Here is a 16,650-nt window from a genome sequence, read left to right on the forward strand (position 1 = left end):
CAGCGGCGGATCTGCTGCAAGCGCGCGGAGGATTGCCGTTCGTCATCGCGCGTGCGCGGCGCGTCTTCCGTCGTGCGTCACGCGTCGAACCGGACCTTCCGCCATTTCACTGCTTCGCTGCCGCGCGATTTGCGCAGCGCAATAAAAATCCCCGCACGCTTTCGCGTGCGGGGATCGTCGGACATCGCAGCGGCTGCCGACATGCGTTCGGCAGCCACTGCGCAGCATTACGCTGCCGCGTCCTTCAGCTTCTTCAGCGCACGTGCCTTCACGCGCACGCTGGCCGGCTTCGCCGGGAACCAACGCTCTTCGCCCGTGAACGGATCCTTGCCGAAGCGCTTCTTCTTCGCCGGCACGACTTGCGCCGTGATCTTCAGCAGACCCGGCAGCGTGAACTCGCCCGCGCCCTTCTTGTGGACCGAGCCCAGCACGACGTTCTCGAGTGCGACGAGCACTGCCTTGACAGCCTTCACTTCGACAGCTGCGCGCTCAGCGATGTGCGTTGCGAGCGATGCCTTCGTGAACTTGTCCTTCAGCGGCGTCGGAGCAGCCGGTGCCGCCTTCGCGACAACCTTCTTGGCCACTACTTTCTTCGCGGGCGCAGCCTTTTTGGCAGCCACTTTCTTGGTGGCCGGTGCGGCAGCCTTCTTGGCCACCTTTTTTGCGGAAGTCGCCATGTTTCTCCTACCAGGTGTGGTCGTTGGATACACGAAGCGTGCAACGCGCGCGCTTCAACGCCGGATTCTACAAGCGCCTTGACGCTTCGTGCAGTACTTTTATGCGTTTTCACGGGGTTTCCCGCAGGTTTTTTTGCATGCGACCGATTTCATCGACGCTCCAGCATCAAAAAACGCCTTCACGTAGGCACCCGAATGCGAATTACGTTCGATATTTGCGCACCTATACTGGGCTCGCTCAATGCCCGGATGCCTCCATGCGCGAAGCCAGATACGTCAAAGGACTCGACGGCCTGCGAGCCCTCGCCGTCATCCTCGTTTTCCTGTCCCACAAGGGCCACGTCCTTGCCGTCGACGTCGGCAAGCTTGGCGTGTGGACGTTTTTCCTCATCAGCGGATTCCTGATCGTCGGCGAGCTGCATCGCAACCGCCAGGCGGTCGAGCGCGGCACCATGACGCGCCGCCACGCGCTCGCGCTGTTCCTCGCGAAACGCGCGCTGCGGATCTTTCCCGTCTATTACCTGCTGCTCGCCGCGCTCGCGATCGCGCACGCGCTGTTCTACCAGCGCGGCGTCAATCTCGGGCTCGCATGGCACGCGGTGTTCCTGTCGAATTACTGGATCGGCGCCGTCAAGGACGGCTGGCCAGGCTCCACGTCGCACTTCTGGAGCCTCGCGGTTGAACAGCAGTTCTATCTGATCGCGCCGCTCGCGCTGCTCGCGGTACCCGCCGCGCGACACGTCGCGCTCGGCATCGGGGCCATCGTACTGGGCGCGCTCGCGCATCTCGCGCTCTACCTGTGCGACGCGTCGCCGGTGCTGATCTATGCGTTTTCCCCGTGGAATTTCGCGCTGATCGCGCTCGGCGGCGTCGGCGCGATGGCGCTCGCCGATCGCGGCACGGCCGCCGTGCGCCGCGTTCCGCCCGGCTGGCTCGGCGCGGCCGGCGTCGTGTTCTTCCTCGTGCTGCCCGCCTGCACGCCCCTGCCCGATGCGATCGCGGGGCTCGCGGATCTCGGCCTGTCCGCATCGCTCGGCGCGCTGCTGCTGAGGATCGTCAGCGAACCCGAGCATCCGGTCGTCGCTTTGCTCGACTGGGCGCCGCTCGCCTATCTCGGCACGATCAGCTACGGCTTCTACCTGTTCCACAACCTGATTCCGGCGCGCTTCGGCGTGCTGCCGGCGCACGTCGGGCACGTGGCCATCCCTGAAATCGTCCGCGACACGCTACCCGAACTGCTGCAGTTCGCGCTCGCCGTGCTGCTCGCGCACCTGTCGTGGCGCTATCTGGAAAAGCGGCTGCTCGATTTCAAGAAGCCGGTCGCCGCGATGCTGGCCCGGTATTTCGTCGCACGGCCGAGTACGTCGGCGCGTTGAACACGGCACGAACGCGGCAACGGTTGAGCGGGGAAACGGTGCTTCACGCCACACTCTGGCGCTGACGCGCAACGCTCGAGCCGTCGCGTCGTCGACCGGCGCCGGCAAAACCGATGCGGTCACGAACGTCGATACGCGTCGCGCCATCGAGCCGCCGATCCGGTGATCCGGGCGCCCGTCGCGGCACCGGTTTCAGCCATGACGTCCGTTCTCGTCGGCGCGCCCCGCTCCACACGCAGCCCCGATCCTGACGCCGAGCTGCCACGACTCGCACCCCGACGGCCCGCATGGCGCAGTGGCGCATCCGCACACGCAAAAAAGCCCCGGCGCGCGAGCGGCCGGGGCCAACGGAACAACCACCACCTGAAACAACGGAGCGCGCGGCTGCTTAGGCGACAGCAGCCAGCGCGGGCAAACAGGTACGCAGGTAGGCCTCGAATTCGCGGCTCACTTCCGGATGCTGGAGCGCGAGCTCGACGGTGGCCTTGAGATAGCCGATCTTGCTGCCGCAGTCGAAGCGCGTGCCGAAGTAGCGATACGCGAGCACCTGCTCGTTCGCGAGCAGCGACTGGACCGCGTCGGTCAGCTGCAGTTCGCCGCCGGCGCCCGGCTTGAGCTTGCGCAGGTGATCGAAGATCGTCGGCATGAACACGTAGCGTCCGACCACGCCGAGATTCGACGGCGCATCCTCGGGCGCCGGCTTCTCGATGATGCCCGACAGCTTGATGATGTCCTCTTCCCATTCGCGGCCTTCGACGACGCCGTACGAACGGCTGTCCTCGCGCGGGATCGTCTCGACCCCGATCACCGAGCTGTGATAGTGGTCGAACACGTCGACGAGCTGCTTCAGCACCGGCTGTTCGCCATGCAGCAGGTCGTCGGCGAGGATCACCGCGAACGGCTCGCCGTGCACCAGCTTCTCCGCGCACAGCACCGCGTGGCCGAGGCCGAGCGCTTCCGGCTGGCGCACGTAGAAGCAGTTCACGTGGCTCGGCTTGATGCCGCGCACCAGTTCGAGCAGCTTTTCCTTGCCGCGCGCCTCGAGTTCGGCCTCGATCTCGTAGGACTTGTCGAAGTGATCCTCGATCGCGCGCTTGCTGCGCCCGGTGACGAAGATCATCTCGGTGATACCGGCGTTGATCGCTTCCTCGACCGCGTACTGGATCAGCGGCTTGTCGACGACGGGCAACATCTCCTTCGGGCTCGCCTTCGTTGCCGGGAGGAACCGCGTGCCGAGACCGGCGACGGGGAACACGGCCTTGGTGACTTTCAACATGTTCGCATCCTGATTGCGTTGACTGCGCCGCGTCGACCCGCGACCCGGCGCGATTGTGTTCCGAACGGCATATCGAGAATCGACGGTACTGCCAATTCGACTCCGCTCATTTTCGATATGGACTGATTGCCCAATGATTCCGGAAAAAATATAATCCTTTCAACCCGGTCGATATTGCCGAACCGAGTGCCGAGGCAGAAACAAATTACCGATTTTCCAGATACAAATTCTTACGATTCGAATTCCTCGATATAGGGCACGCCGCCCCGTTCGAGACCCGGGCGAATCGGTTCGTTCTTCAGCGCCTCGCGGTACGCCGACAGCATGGCCATGACCAGCAGTACTGCAGCGCTCGCGATCCAATGCATGTCCATCTTGCCGCTCCTTGCATCAATCAACTGGAGCTTCAAACTATCAGAAAAAAATCGGTAAATAATTGACCCGCCTCGCGGAACCGCTTTCCGAACGCGATAAACCCATGATGTGGAATTCCGATATTTCCCGGTGAGATTTTTTTATTCATTGATCGAATTCTTGCGCATTACGATTGGATGAAACTTCCCGTCCATCCGTCGCAAGGAATCGAATCGCATGCAAGCTTTCAGCGGATCGTCTCTGGCCGCGCCGCCCGTCGCCGATCACAAGGAACACGTGATCGACGCGATGCGCGGCTTCGCGGCGCTGCTCGTCGCCTATTTCCACTGCCGCCAGGTCGTCTGGGTCGGCATGCAAAGCTTCCATCACGCTTACGGCCATGCGCTCACCCCGAGCGCGATCGCCGGCTACCTGACCTTCCCGTTCGCGTGGGGCTCCGCCGGCGTGCCGATCTTCTTCGTGATCAGCGGCTACTGCATCCATCGCAACGCGGCGCTCAAGCTCGCGGCCGATCCCGCGTACCGGCTCGACGCGCCGAACTTCTGGGTGCGCCGGTTCGCGCGCATCTACCCGGTGCTGCTCGCCGCGCTGCTGTTTACGCTCGCACTCGACTCGGTCAGCCTGCAGATCGAGCCCGTCAGCCACAAGATCCGCGACGCCGGCCTCGTCGCGTTCCTCGTGAACCTGTTCTCGCTGCAGGGTGTCGCCGGCTACACGTACGGGTCGAACGGCGCGCTGTGGACGCTGTCACTCGAAGTGCAGTTCTATGCGATCTACCCGCTGCTGTTCGCGATCCGCCGGCGTATCGGCATGCCGGCGGTCGTGGCCGCGGTCGCGCTCGTCAACGTCGCGTCGGCGTGGCTGCTCGAACGGCACGACCTGCAGTTCTTCACGTCGTACTGGCTGTCGTGGACGATCGGCGCGTGGATCGCCGACGTGCGCGCGCAGCCGGCCCGCGGCGCGGCCGCCGTGCCGTCGCGCGCGTGGTACGGTACGGCCGCCGTGCTGCTGGCCGCCGGCTGCGGCGCGTTCCATTTCGGCCAGTACGGCGCGTTCCAGCTGTGGTCGGCCGGCTTCGCGTGCTTCCTGTACCGCGCGCTCGCCCGTCCGCCGCGCCCGACGCCGCCGCTGCGCGTGCTGAGCTGGTTCGGCGACTTCAGCTACTCGCTGTACCTGATCCACCTGCCGCTGTTCGTCTGTCTCGGCTCGGTGCTGTTCCATTCCGAGCTGCAGCTGTCGATCTGGCCGTCATTTGCGTTCATGGCCGCCGCGATCCCGGTCGCGTATGTGTTCTACCGGATGTTCGAACGGCCCGCGATGACGTGGTCGGCCAGCTTCAAGCCGGCTCGACCCGCTCGGGTCGTTACGCCGGCGCCCGAACGGGCCGTTTGATCCGGCCGGAACGCCTTTCCGAGCCCTCGCGCGGCGGTGCGCTGCGCGGGGGCTTTTTCATGGCCTGAGCGCGCCGGCATACCGGGTTGACGGGGGTGGGTTAGCCTTCCGGCGTCGGGCCGCGCTACGGCCCGCGTGAGCCGCCCTCGACCGCCTTTCACCATCGGGACTGCCTGGGCGCGGCCTTCTCGCGTCACCTTCTCGCGTCACCTTCTCGCGTCACCTTCTCGCGTCACCTTCTCGCGTCACCTTCTCGCGTCGCCTTCTCGCGTCGCCAACCACGCCCTCCCAATCAACAATCGGCCAAGCACGCGCCCCACGCAACGCACAACAACCTGCCCACCACCCGCCCGACGAAGGCCCGGGCGCTGAAAAACAAAGCCCCCACGCAGCACACCGCCGCATGAGGGCCCGTTTCCCGCCGGCTCGCGCCGCTTACCGCTTCTTCGCCTTCGCGGCCTTCGCCGTATCCGCGAGGATCTTCTCGACCCGCTCCACGTAGGTTTCGGTGCCGAACCGGCGCACCGCCGTCGCCCGCCCGCTCGCGACGAGCCGCTCGCGCAGCGCGCCGTCGCGCTTCAGCGTAGCCAGCGCATCGGCCAGCGCGGCCGCGTCGCCCGGCGCGCAGAGCAGCCCGTTGTCGCCGTCCTCGATGATCTCGACGACGCCGCCCGCGCGGGCCGCCACGACCGGCCGGCGCGCGAGCATCCCCTCGACGATCACGCGCCCGAACGGCTCGGGCGTGATAGACGTGTGCGCGACGACGTCGACCGCCGTCATGCAGGCGGCCACGTCGCGCTGGAACCCGAGGAAATGCACGCGCTCGTCCATCCCGTGCCGCGCGACGTATTCGTGCAGCTGCGCCGCGTATTCGTCCTCGCCGAACAGCGGCGCGCCGACCAGCACCACGTGCATGTTGGGATGCCGCGCGGCGGCTTCCAGCAGCACGTGCTGCCCCTTCCAGTGCGCGAGCCGGCTGAACGAACCGACGAGCCACGCGTTTTCGGGCAACCCGAGGCGCGTGCGCAGCGCGGCCTGGCTGACGCCTTCCAGCGCGTCGAACGGCTCGGCCGAAATGCCGTTGAACACGACGTCGACGTGCTGCGGCGTGAAGCCCGTCAGCGTCCGGAACGCCTGCGCGGACGCATCGGAATTCGCGATCACGCGCGTGACGCCGAGCCGCGCGCAGTACTTGATCGCCATCAACTGCTTGCTGCCGAAATGGTCGGTGCTGACGATGTCGCGCAGGTGCCACACCACCGGCTTACGCGCGAGCCGCCCGGCCAGCGCGGCGACCACCATCGCGCGCTGCGTGTTCGCGTAGATCACCTCGGCGCGGCGTGCGCGGCGCGCGACGTCGCGCACCAGCCGCACGAGTTGCTTCAGCGCGCCGGCCGATACGCCGCCCTGCTTGCGCACGCCCGCGAGCGCGCCCTGGTCGACCACGTCGACGCGCGCGCCGATCTCGTCGAGCGCCGCGCGGAACGGGCCGTCGTCGAACAGCAGCACATCGGCGTTCGCGCGCATGTGCTTCATGATCTCGAGCAGCGACAGCTCGGCGCCGCCGAGCACGCCGCTCTGGTCGAGCACGAGCGTCGCCGGGCCGCGCGCGGCCGGCATCGGCGCGATCGCCGTGCCGCGCTGCGCGGTCGCGCCGGGCAGCGCGGCTTCCACATAGTCGAGGAAGCGCCGCCGGAACGTATCGGCGGAAAACCGCTCCGCGTTCGTGCGGCAGGCGGTCGGCGTGAAGCGCTGCGGCGCACGCTCGAAATCGTCGACGGCCGCGACGATCGCGTGCGGCGTCTGTTCGTCGAAAAAGAGCCCGGTCGGGTTCAGGTCCGATTGCGGATCGAGCACGGTTTCGAGCGCGCCGCCCTTGCCGTACGCGATCACCGGCGTGCCGCACGCTTGCGCCTCGACCACCGAGATCCCGAAATCCTCCTCGGCCGCGAACACGAACGCCTTCGCGCGCCGCATCCGGTCGTGCAGCACCGCGAACGGCTGGTAGCCCATGATCTCGACGTTCGGGCCCGCCTTCGCGCGGATCTTCTGCATCTCGGGGCCGTCGCCGATCACGACGAGCTTGCGCTCGGGCGTGCGCGAAAAGGCTTCGACGATCAGGTCGATCTTCTTGTACGGCACCATCCGCGACGCGGTCAGGTAGAAATCCTCCTTCTCCGCGTTCAGCGAAAACGCGTCGACGTCGACCGGCGGGAAGATCACCGCCGCGTCGCGGTGGTAGACCTTCTTGATGCGCCGGGCGATGAACGCGGAGTTCGCGACGAAACCGTCCACCGCGTTCGCGGTGCGCGTGTCCCAGTTGCGGATGTAATGCAGGATCATCCGCGCGAGCAGCGACTTCGGCCCGTGCGTGAGATTCGACTGTTCCAGATACTGGTGCTGCAGATCCCACGCATAGCGGATCGGCGAATGCACGTAGCTGATGTGCACCTGGTCCGGCCCCGTCAGCACGCCCTTCGCGACCGCGTGGCTGCTCGAGATCACCAGGTCGTACTCGGACACGTCGAGCTGCTCGATCGCGAGCGGCATCAGCGGCAGGTAGCTGCGGTACTTGGTGCGCGCGAACGGCAGCTTCTGGATGAACGACGTCGTCACCGGCTTGCCGCGCACGAACGCGCGATCGTCGAGGAAGTCGACGAGGCTGAACAGGTCCGCGTCGGGAAAGCACGCGACGATCTGCTCGAGCACGCGCTCGGCTCCGGCATAGGTGACGAGCCAGTCGTGGACGATCGCCACGCGCAGCGCGCGCGTCGGATGGCGCGCGCTGGCCCGTTCGGCCGGCAGCGCCCGGCGCAGCGCGGCGGCGTCGCCCGCTTCGGCCACGGCCGCATCGGCGGTGGCGAGATTCAATACGGCGTGTTCCGCCAGATCGCGATTCATGCGGTTTTCCTCGCATTGAGACGGACAAACAGGTCGCGCACGAGTGCGCGCAACCCCGGTGTCATCGTGAGCGACCACGCGACGTTCAACAGCAGCACGACCGCGCAGATACCGATCGACTCGACGAGCCCCGGCCACGCCTGCGCCAGGAACAGGCTTGCGAGCAGGAAGGCCAGGTGCGCGAGCATGTCGAGCACGATCGCGCGCATCCGGATCGCCGACAGGTACAGCAGCACGCCGTAGTCGACGAGCGCGCGCGCCGCGACGACCACCGCCGCGCCGATCAGCCCGAAGTGATGGATGCCGAACCACAGGCCGCCGACGAAGAACGGCATCTCGACGAGCCCGGCGAACGCCGCGCGGGCCGGGTTGACCTGCGACTGGATCAGGATTCGCGTGACGCTCGCCTGGCCGACGAGCCACACGCTGATCACCAGCACGCGGCCGACCGGCGCCGAATGCGCGGCGAGATCCGCGCCCACCCACAGCGTGAGGAACGGCGCGAGCGCGAAGATCGCGACGATGCCGACCGGCGTGAACACGCCGTTCAGGAATTCGAGCGACTGGCGCGCGAGCGTGTCCGCATGGTCGCGGCCGACCGCCGACAGGCGCGGGAACAGCGTGCGCACCAGCGCGTTCGGCAGCATGTTCAGGCGCGTGACGAGGTTCTGCGGCACCGTGTAGTAGGTGACGAACTTCGCGCCCATGCCGGCGCCCAGCATCACGCGGTCGAGCGTGTCGGCGATCATGCTCGTCGTACTCGCGATCAGCATCCAGCCGCCGAAGTTGAACAGCCCTTTCGCGGTGCCCCACTGCGGCGGATCGATGCGCCGGATCCCGAGCACCTTGATACTGGCCTGGCCGAGCATCACCGCGGCGATCAGCCGCGCGACGACCGCCGCGGCGAGCACCGTCTGCAGGTTCGGCGCGATCCACCACGCGGCGCCGAGTGGCAGCAACTGGAACAGGAACGTGCCGATCGTCTGGTTCGTGTTGAACACGCCGAAGCGTTCGGCGCCATTGATCGCGCCGGCGAACACCCACGACACGTTCGCCAGCGGAATCGCGAGCGCGAGCCACGGCAGCGCGAGATACACCTCGTGCTGCATCGCCGCCGACACCTTCGTGAAGTACGCGGTGTAGACGAACGCACCGAAATAGATCAGCAGCCCGCCGACGATGCCGGTGCCGAGGTTCAGCCAGAACGCGCTCCAGAACACGCGCGCGCTTTCGTCGGCGTTACCGCTCGCGAGCGCCTTCGAGATGTGGTTCTGCGCGGCCATGCTCATCCCGAGATCGAGGATCCCGAAATAGCCGATCAGCGTCCACACGAGGCTGACGACGCCGTAGCGTTCGACGCCGAGCGCGTGGATATAGGCGGGCACCGTCACCAGCGACACGAAGGTCGGCAGGATCAGCCCGATGAAGTTGATCGAAACGTTCTTGAGTATGCCTTTGTCCATGCTTCTGCCTTGTGTGACGTCGCCCGTCACGGTTTCCAGCGATACATCAGCACCTTGCCGCGTGCGTCTTCCTCGACGAACACGAGGTACTCGCCGTTCTCGCGCCGGAACGCGCTGATGCCGAACGGCACGTCGACCCAGCCGGAGGCCTTGCCGACCTCGGCGCCCGGGCTCATCACGCCCACTTCCTTGCCGGTTTCCTTGTCGTACACGTGGATCTTGCCGACCGGCTCCACCCCGAACAGGTAGCGGCCCTCGGCCGTGAGCCCGATCAGGTCGAAGATCGGCTTCGCGTCGAGCTGCCACGGCAGCGCGACCTGGTAGCGCACGACCGGCGAACCCGTCGACCACTTGTCGAAGCGGATCAGCACGCGCCCCACTTCCTTGTTGATGCCCGGCTGCGGCGGCGCGTCGGCCGTGTAGCCGGTCACGTACAGCGTGTCCGTCTGCGGCTCGTAGATCGCGCGGCGCAACTGCGTGAACGGCTGCGGCATCGGGTAGGTCGTGACCTTGTCGTACGAGTAGATCGGGTTGCCGGCCTTGTCGACGCCGCCGTACTGGAAGCGGTGGATGCCGCGCACGTCGCTGGTGCGCCAGATGTCGCCCTTCGTGTCGACCCACCAGCCCCAGCCGCCCGCCTTCGCCTTGCCCGTCGTGTTGATCTCGGCCTCGTCGGCATCGATCCGGCCGTTGCCGTTCGCGTCGCGCCACAGCCAGTCGCCGCCCGGCGGCTTGTTCGGCACCTTGTCGACCGGTCGCGCACGCCCCGCGATCAGGCCGGACGGAATCGCGACCTCGCCGTCGCGCTTCGCGTCGAAGCGGTAGATCTTCAGGTGATCGGCGTACATGTCGGTCAGGTACAGGAACGTGCGGCCGTCGAGGCGCCGTGCGAACGGCATGCCGGGATACTGGTCCGTGTGGAACACGGGATCGTCCGGATACTTGAAGCGGTTCGACAGGAAGCCGACGTATTTCCAGTCCTGGCCCGGCGGTTTCGACAGGTCGAGCTCGAAGCGCTTGTTGCCCGTGTACACGCTGTTTGGCCGCGCCGGGTCGAGCCACGCGCCGTCGACGAACAGCAGCCCCTGCACCTGCCAGCGCAGCTTGCCGTCCGGCGTGTAGCTTTCGAGCACCGCGCCGAGCCCTGCGCCGATCGTGTCGTGGCGCGGCCCGATGCCGTTCATCGACACGTAGATGTTGCCCGCGTGGTCGACACCGACGCCCGTCAGCCCGTTGAAACGCTGCGGCCCCGGCCGGCCCGGCACCGGGCCCGCGAAGATGCCGCCGCGCTCGCCGAGCGTGCCCGACTGCGCATAACCCTTGCCGCCTTTCGAGAAGATCAGGATCTGCTGGCGCGGCCCGTTGTCCGCGACGAGCACGCGCCCTTTCGCGTCGACGGCCACGTCCACCGCCTCGGTGCCTTCCGGCAGCGCGGGCGCGTCGTCGAGCTTGCGGCCGTCCGCGCGCACGTGCACGAGGTGCGCGGGCCCGTTGAGCGTATCCGTGAGCAGCCACAGCGTGCCGTCGCCCGCGAGCGCGAGGCGGCCCGGCTCGTGCGCGCTCCACGTGCCCTTCTGCTGCATCGTCTCCGCGTCGTACACGTTCACCGCGTCGCGCGACGGATTCGTCGCGAACAGCGTCTTGTCGTCGGCTGCGAGGCCGCCGACTTCCGCCTTCTGCTCGCCCACTTCCGAGCGCGCGGGCGCCGCCACCTCGTTCATCATCATGAAGCTCGCGGCCATCCGTGCGCGGCCGGTGTCCGCGCGGCCGCCCGGCGCGACCTGCGGCGCCGCGCGGAACGGCGCGGGCTGCTTCAGGTCGCCGATCGTGCGACGCGAGATGCCGAACCACTGCTTGCCCTTGTCCGGCCATATGCCGGGCGACTGCAAGTGGCCGCGCTCGTTGCCGACACCGATCGCGACATACGCGTACTTGCCGTTCACCGCGATCGCGCTGCCGCCGAGGTTGCCCCAGCCGTGCGTGCCGCCGGCGAAGCCGAGCATCTTCCCGTCCTGGTAGACGCTCGCCTCGGCCCCGCTCTCGTCCCACGGCGCATTCGTATACACCTTGCCTTCAGGCGTCACCGCGATCGCGCGGATGTCGATCTGCGTCCAGCTGCCGTCGCCATAGCCGAACGTATTGCCGATCCACGACGTCGTCGCGGGCAACACCGTTTCGGCCGGTGCGGCGCTCGTCAGCAGCGTCGCGCACACCGTCATGCCTACCAGAATCAGACGTCGCAATGCGCTCTCCAGACTTGATGCAACAGCGACCGGGCCGCCGGGAGAACTGCCGCCGGCGCACCCTGTCGCTAAATGGGTTTCAAACGTCGCGATGCAGGTTACAAGCAAAAATAATCACAAGAAATTTGGAAATATTTGGGGATGTTTCCGCGTGAAATATCGAACCGGAACAGCGCCGAAAAGGTGCCCGAAAGCGGCAATAACGACCGCCTTTCGGTTTCCGCCCCGTAGAAAATGCCGCCTTCCACCGCCCGACGGGGCCGTCCGGGCGCCGACCTTTCATCCCACGACAGAAATAATCGGCATTTGAATATTTGCCGTCAGATAAATGACGCGCGTTTTTTTGCCGATTTCTTTTCCCTAGAATCGATTTCGATTCGATATTTCATTTAATGGCATGCATTACGTTCACGTTTACGCATCGGATGTGCGACACGCCCCGGCTCACGCCGCGCGTCGCGAAGGAGCGGCGCGATGACGGGCATCTCGCGACCCGCTGACCTCACCCCGTCGCAACACGGCCGCATCGTGCAGCTCGACGGGCTGCGCGCGATCGCGGTCGGCGCCGTGTTCCTGCAGCACGCGCTGAAGGCGCCGCTCTGGATGGGTGTCGACCTGTTCTTCGTGCTGAGCGGGCTGCTGATCACCGGCATCCTGCTCGATCGCAAGGCGCGCGGGCAGTCGTACTTCAGCCACTTCTACGCACGCCGCGTGCGTCGCATCCTGCCGCCGTACGTGCTGCTGCTGGTGGTGTCGACGCTCCTGTTCGGCGCGGGCTGGCTGCCGCACTGGCCGTGGTTCGCGTTCTTCTCGACCAACATCGGGCTGTCGCTCGGCAGCATCGGCCATGACAGCCTGAACGTGCTGTGGTCGCTCGCGGTCGAGGAGCAGTTCTATATCTTCTGGCCGTTCGTCGTGCTGTGGTGCTCGGAGCGCGCGCTGCTGTGGGTCGCCGCCGCGCTGATCGTCGCGGCCCCCGTGCTGCGCGCGATCGCGACGCCGTGGTTCGACTCGTTCTGGCCGATCTACTACCTGACGCCGTTCCGCATGGACCTGCTCGCCGCGGGCGCGCTGCTCGCGATCGTGCTGCGCCGCGACCGGCGCGCGCTCGAGCCGTTCTATCCGCTCGCGATCGTCGGCGCGCTCGTGTCGCTTGCGATCCTCGGCTGGCTGCACCTGTCGTTCCCGCGCTTCCGCGCCGCGAACACGCCGCTGTCGAATGCGGCGCTCTACAGCATCTCGCTGCTGCTGTGCACGTCGATCGTCGTGATCGCGCTGCGCGGCCGCGGCCTCGTGCAGCGCGTGCTGACGAACCCGATGCTCGTCTACGTCGGCACCGTCAGCTACACCGTGTACCTGATCCACCTCAGCGTGCTGTACGCGCTGTGGCCGCTGCACCTGAACCGCTTCGTCACGGCCGCGCTGGCGCTCGCGATCACGCTCGCGTACGCGACCGTGAGCTGGTACGGCTTCGAACGGCGCCTGACGCGCGGCCCCGCACGCCGCGCGCTGCCGGCCGCCGCCGGCACGACTGCCTGAACTCTCTCCACTCATCGATTTCCACAAGGACAACGCCATGACCCAAACTCGCAAGAAGGCCATCATCACGGGGATCACGGGACAGGACGGCGCCTACCTGACCAAGCTACTGCTCGACAAGGGCTACGAGGTCACGGGGACCTATCGCCGCACCAGCTCGGTCAACCTCTGGCGCATCGCCGAGCTCGGCGTCGACACGCACCCGAACCTCACGCTCGTCGAGCACGACCTGACGGACGCCGGCTCGAGCATGCGCCTGCTGGAACGCACACAGGCCGATGAGCTGTACAACCTGGCCGCCCAAAGCTTCGTCGGCGTGTCGTTCGAGCAGCCGTCCACGACCGCCGACGTCACCGGCCTCGGTCCGCTCCACTTGCTCGAGGCGATTCGTCTCGTGAGCCCGAAGACGCGCTTCTACCAGGCGTCGACCTCCGAGATGTTCGGCAAGGTGCAGTCGATTCCGCAAACGGAAGCGACCTCGTTCTATCCGCGCAGCCCGTACGGCGTCGCAAAACTGTTCGCGCACTGGATGACCGTGAACTACCGCGAGTCGTACGGCCTGTTCGGTTGCAGCGGGATCCTGTTCAACCACGAATCGCCGCTGCGCGGCCGCGAATTCGTCACGCGCAAGATTACTGACACCGTCGCAAAGATCAGGCTCGGCAAGGCAACGCGCCTCGAGCTCGGCAACCTCGACGCGAAACGCGACTGGGGTTTTGCACTCGAGTACGTCGAAGGAATGTGGCGAATGCTGCAGGTCGACGAGCCCGATACCTATGTGCTGGCCACCAACCGGACCGAAACCGTGCGCGACTTCGTGCGGATGGCGTTCGCGGCGGCCGGCTATCAGATCGAATGGACCGGCAAGGGTGAGCAGGAACGCGGTCTCGATGCGGCAACGGGCAACGTGCTCGTCGAAGTGAATCCGAAGTTCTATCGTCCCGCGGAAGTCGATCTGCTGATCGGCTGCGCGGACAAGGCCAAAAGCAAGCTCGGCTGGGCACCGGAAACAACGCTCGAACAGCTTTGCCAGATGATGGTCGAGGCGGACCTCACGAGGAACCAACACCATGACACGTTCTGATATCGAACACGCACCGCGCCGTGCATTCGTCACGGGCTTGACGGGTTTCACCGGTCGCTACATGGCGCAGCATCTCGAAGCCGCCGGCTACGAAGTCTGGGGCACGGTCGCGCCCGGTTCGCCGCCGTCCGACGATCCGGTATTCGCGAACTGCACGCTGCTGCCCGTCGACCTGCTCGACGCGGATGCGGTACGCGCGGCCGCGGCCGACGCGCGCCCCGATGCGGTCGTGCATCTCGCCGCGCGTGCGCATGTCACGCAAGACGACCCGTCGCAGACCTACGCAGTCAACGTCGTCGGCACGCGCCACCTGCTGGCGGCGCTCGCGGGTCTCGACCGCCGCCCGTCGGCGGTGCTGCTCGCGAGCAGCGCGAACATCTACGGCAACTCGACGGCTGGCGTGCTCGACGAAAGCGTCCCGCCCGACCCCGCGAACGACTACGCGATCAGCAAGCTTGCGATGGAATATGCGGCGAAGCTGTGGGCCGACCGGCTGCCGATCGTGATCGCACGGCCATTCAACTACACGGGGGTCGGCCAGAGCGATGCGTATCTGCTGCCGAAGCTCGTCGCGCACTATGCGCGCAACGAACCGCGGATTTCGCTCGGCAATCTCGACGTGCGCCGCGACTTCTCCGACGTGCGCGACGTAACGGCCGCTTATCTGAAGCTGATCCAGACCGCGCCGGCCGGCGAGATCCTCAACGTCTGCTCGGAGCGCGCGTATTCGCTGAAAGAAGTGCTGGCGATACTGTCCCGCATCGCCGGCTACGTGATCGACGTGACGATCGATCCGCGCTTCGTGCGGCACAACGAGGTGAAGAGCTTGAGCGGGTCGCGGGACAAGCTGCGGCGTGCAGTGGGTGAACTGCCCGTCACGCCGCTCGACGAAACGCTGCGGTGGATGGTGAGTGCGGTACGCGACGACGTGCCGGCACGTCCGCTGAACGGATCGCGCACGCGCGAAGGCGTGCGCCGCAGCTACGTCGCCGATGGCGACAGGGCGTCCTCGCAGGCACGCCCCGTCGCATCGTTATGAGGGCGCTTGTCCGTTCGCTCAACCTTCGAGGCCGCGCGCGAGATCCTTGCGCAGGTCGCCCGCGTCTTCGAGGCCGACCGACAACCGGATCAGCCCTTCGGTGATCCCTGCCGCCGCGCGTGCTTCCGGCGTGATGCGGCCGTGCGTGGTCGTCGCCGGATGGGTAATGGTCGACCGCGTGTCGCCGAGATTGCCGGTGATCGAGATCAGCTTCGTGTTGTCGATCACGCGCCATGCATTCGCGCGCTGCTGCTCGGGCGTGTCGCCCTTCAGCTCGAACGACAGGATCGACCCGCCCGCCTTCTGCTGACGCTTCGCGAGTTCGTGCTGCGGGTGCGATTCGAGACCCGGGTGAAACACGCGCGCAACCGCCGGATGCGTATCGAGCCAGCGTGCGATTTCCAGCGCATTCGCCGACTGCTTCTCGACGCGCAGCGACAGCGTCTCCATCCCCTTCAGCAGCACCCACGCATTGAACGCCGACAGCGTCGGGCCCGCGCTGCGCACGAACGGGAACACCTTGCCCATGATGAATTCCTTCGAGCCGACCAGCGCGCCGCCGAGCACGCGGCCCTGCCCATCGAGGAATTTCGTCGCCGAGTGCATCACGACATCCGCGCCGAGCTTCAGCGGCTGCTGCAGCACCGGGCTGCAGAAACAGTTGTCGACGACGAACAGCGCGTTCGATGCCTTGGCGATCTTGCCGATCGCCTCGATGTCGGCGAGTTCGGTCAGCGGGTTCGACGGCGTCTCGAGGAAGAACATCTTCGTTTCCGGACGCACGGCTTCCTTCCACGCGTTCAGGTCGGTCGGGTCGACGAAGGTCGTCGTGATCCCGAACTTGTTGAATATCTGCGAGAACATCCCGAGCGTCGAGCCGAACAGGCTGCGCGAGCTGACGAGGTGGTCGCCGGCCTGCAGCGCGGCCATCACGACCGACATGATCGCGGCCATCCCCGACGCCGTCGCGATGCACGCCTCGCCGCCCTCGAGCGCCGCGAGACGCTCCTGGAACATCGTGACGGTCGGGTTCGTGAAGCGCGAATAGGTGAAGTAGTCTTCCGAATTCGCGAAGCGCTCGGCCGCGTCGGCCGCGCTCTGGAAGCAGAAGCTCGACGTGAGGAACAGCGCTTCCGAGTGCTCGTTGAAGTCGCTGCGCAGCGTGCCCGCGCGCACGGCAAGCGTGTCGAAGTTGAGGGAGTCGTCCATGTTCCGTTTTCCGTATTCGATGGTCGCGCGGGTGGCGCGAACCCAGTCAAAACCAGGCCAAAACAAAAAGCCCGCT

General features: G+C 66.4%; 11 protein-coding genes and 1 pseudogene. 5 read left to right on the plus strand and 7 right to left on the minus strand.

Annotation, left to right across the window (positions count from 1 at the left end; genetic code table 11):
* Positions 1 to 227: 227 nt before the first annotated feature.
* Positions 228 to 677 (minus strand): HU family DNA-binding protein, encoded by a 450-nt coding sequence (locus CFB43_RS27310; RefSeq protein ID WP_011355701.1) that lies wholly within the window; start codon positions 675 to 677, stop codon positions 228 to 230.
* Positions 678 to 934: 257 nt separating this feature from the next.
* Here CFB43_RS27310 and CFB43_RS27320 point away from each other — a divergent pair, with 257 nt between their 5' ends.
* A complete protein-coding gene (locus CFB43_RS27320; protein WP_089497345.1) occupies positions 935 to 2,053 on the plus strand; it encodes an acyltransferase family protein in 1,119 nt (372 codons plus the stop codon).
* 388 nt (positions 2,054 to 2,441) lie between these two features.
* Here the strand turns inward: CFB43_RS27320 and galU are convergent, their stop codons facing one another.
* Entirely contained in the window at positions 2,442 to 3,329 is an 888-nt protein-coding gene (gene galU, locus CFB43_RS27325) for a UTP--glucose-1-phosphate uridylyltransferase GalU (RefSeq protein ID WP_011355704.1), read from the minus strand.
* 230 nt (positions 3,330 to 3,559) lie between these two features.
* A complete protein-coding gene (locus tag CFB43_RS38550; RefSeq protein WP_175967895.1) occupies positions 3,560 to 3,703 on the minus strand; it encodes a hypothetical protein in 144 nt (47 codons plus the stop codon).
* A gap of 217 nt (positions 3,704 to 3,920) precedes the next feature.
* Here CFB43_RS38550 and CFB43_RS27330 point away from each other — a divergent pair, with 217 nt between their 5' ends.
* Positions 3,921 to 5,096, plus strand: a complete 1,176-nt coding sequence (locus CFB43_RS27330) for an acyltransferase family protein (RefSeq protein WP_089497346.1) — start codon at positions 3,921 to 3,923, stop codon at positions 5,094 to 5,096.
* A 435-nt stretch (positions 5,097 to 5,531) separates the two neighbouring features.
* Here CFB43_RS27330 and CFB43_RS27335 read toward each other — a convergent pair whose 3' ends face one another.
* Genes CFB43_RS27335 through CFB43_RS27345 form a run of 3 tightly spaced genes read right to left on the minus strand, consistent with a single transcriptional unit; the run spans position 5,532 to position 11,679 of the window.
* Entirely contained in the window at positions 5,532 to 7,997 is a 2,466-nt protein-coding gene (locus tag CFB43_RS27335) for a glycosyltransferase family 4 protein (RefSeq protein ID WP_179254912.1), read from the minus strand.
* A complete protein-coding gene (locus CFB43_RS27340) occupies positions 7,994 to 9,460 on the minus strand; it encodes a flippase (RefSeq protein ID WP_089497347.1) in 1,467 nt (488 codons plus the stop codon). Before CFB43_RS27340 ends, CFB43_RS27335 begins: the two co-directional genes overlap by 4 nt.
* 26 nt (positions 9,461 to 9,486) lie before the next feature.
* Positions 9,487 to 11,679 carry a hypothetical protein gene (locus tag CFB43_RS27345; protein WP_179254943.1) on the minus strand — a complete coding sequence of 731 codons (2,193 nt, stop codon included), beginning with the start codon at positions 11,677 to 11,679 and terminating at the stop codon, positions 9,487 to 9,489.
* Positions 11,680 to 12,177: 498 nt separating this feature from the next.
* Here CFB43_RS27345 and CFB43_RS27350 point away from each other — a divergent pair, with 498 nt between their 5' ends.
* The 3 genes and pseudogenes from CFB43_RS27350 to CFB43_RS27360 form a co-directional block, all read left to right on the plus strand.
* Positions 12,178 to 13,242 carry an acyltransferase family protein gene (locus tag CFB43_RS27350; RefSeq protein ID WP_089497349.1) on the plus strand — a complete coding sequence of 355 codons (1,065 nt, stop codon included), beginning with the start codon at positions 12,178 to 12,180 and terminating at the stop codon, positions 13,240 to 13,242.
* Positions 13,243 to 13,279: 37 nt separating this feature from the next.
* Complete coding sequence (gene gmd, locus CFB43_RS27355) at positions 13,280 to 14,326, plus strand: GDP-mannose 4,6-dehydratase (protein WP_089497350.1); 1,047 nt, start codon at positions 13,280 to 13,282, stop codon at positions 14,324 to 14,326.
* A pseudogene (locus CFB43_RS27360) lies at positions 14,313 to 15,260 on the plus strand (NAD-dependent epimerase/dehydratase family protein); the annotation flags it as partial. The gene gmd and the pseudogene CFB43_RS27360, both read left to right, overlap by 14 nt.
* A gap of 123 nt (positions 15,261 to 15,383) precedes the next feature.
* Here CFB43_RS27360 and CFB43_RS27365 read toward each other — a convergent pair.
* Complete coding sequence (locus CFB43_RS27365) at positions 15,384 to 16,574, minus strand: O-succinylhomoserine sulfhydrylase (RefSeq protein WP_089497352.1); 1,191 nt, start codon at positions 16,572 to 16,574, stop codon at positions 15,384 to 15,386.
* Between the last annotated feature and the right edge of the window lie 76 nt (positions 16,575 to 16,650).

Source organism: Burkholderia sp. AU15512, assembly GCF_002223325.1.
Lineage (GTDB): Bacteria > Pseudomonadota > Gammaproteobacteria > Burkholderiales > Burkholderiaceae > Burkholderia.

Bases quoted from the DNA above. Each gene is read 5' to 3' on its own strand.
- CFB43_RS27310 (WP_011355701.1), bottom strand. From the start codon at position 677: ATGGCGACTTCCGCAAAAAAGGTGGCCAAGAAGGCTGCCGCACCGGCC.
- CFB43_RS27320 (WP_089497345.1), top strand. From the start codon at position 935: ATGCGCGAAGCCAGATACGTCAAAGGACTCGACGGCCTGCGAGCCCTC.
- galU (WP_011355704.1), bottom strand. From the start codon at position 3,329: ATGTTGAAAGTCACCAAGGCCGTGTTCCCCGTCGCCGGTCTCGGCACG.
- CFB43_RS38550 (WP_175967895.1), bottom strand. From the start codon at position 3,703: ATGGACATGCATTGGATCGCGAGCGCTGCAGTACTGCTGGTCATGGCC.
- CFB43_RS27330 (WP_089497346.1), top strand. From the start codon at position 3,921: ATGCAAGCTTTCAGCGGATCGTCTCTGGCCGCGCCGCCCGTCGCCGAT.
- CFB43_RS27335 (WP_179254912.1), bottom strand. From the start codon at position 7,997: ATGAATCGCGATCTGGCGGAACACGCCGTATTGAATCTCGCCACCGCC.
- CFB43_RS27340 (WP_089497347.1), bottom strand. From the start codon at position 9,460: ATGGACAAAGGCATACTCAAGAACGTTTCGATCAACTTCATCGGGCTG.
- CFB43_RS27345 (WP_179254943.1), bottom strand. From the start codon at position 11,679: ATGACGGTGTGCGCGACGCTGCTGACGAGCGCCGCACCGGCCGAAACG.
- CFB43_RS27350 (WP_089497349.1), top strand. From the start codon at position 12,178: ATGACGGGCATCTCGCGACCCGCTGACCTCACCCCGTCGCAACACGGC.
- gmd (WP_089497350.1), top strand. From the start codon at position 13,280: ATGACCCAAACTCGCAAGAAGGCCATCATCACGGGGATCACGGGACAG.
- CFB43_RS27365 (WP_089497352.1), bottom strand. From the start codon at position 16,574: ATGGACGACTCCCTCAACTTCGACACGCTTGCCGTGCGCGCGGGCACG.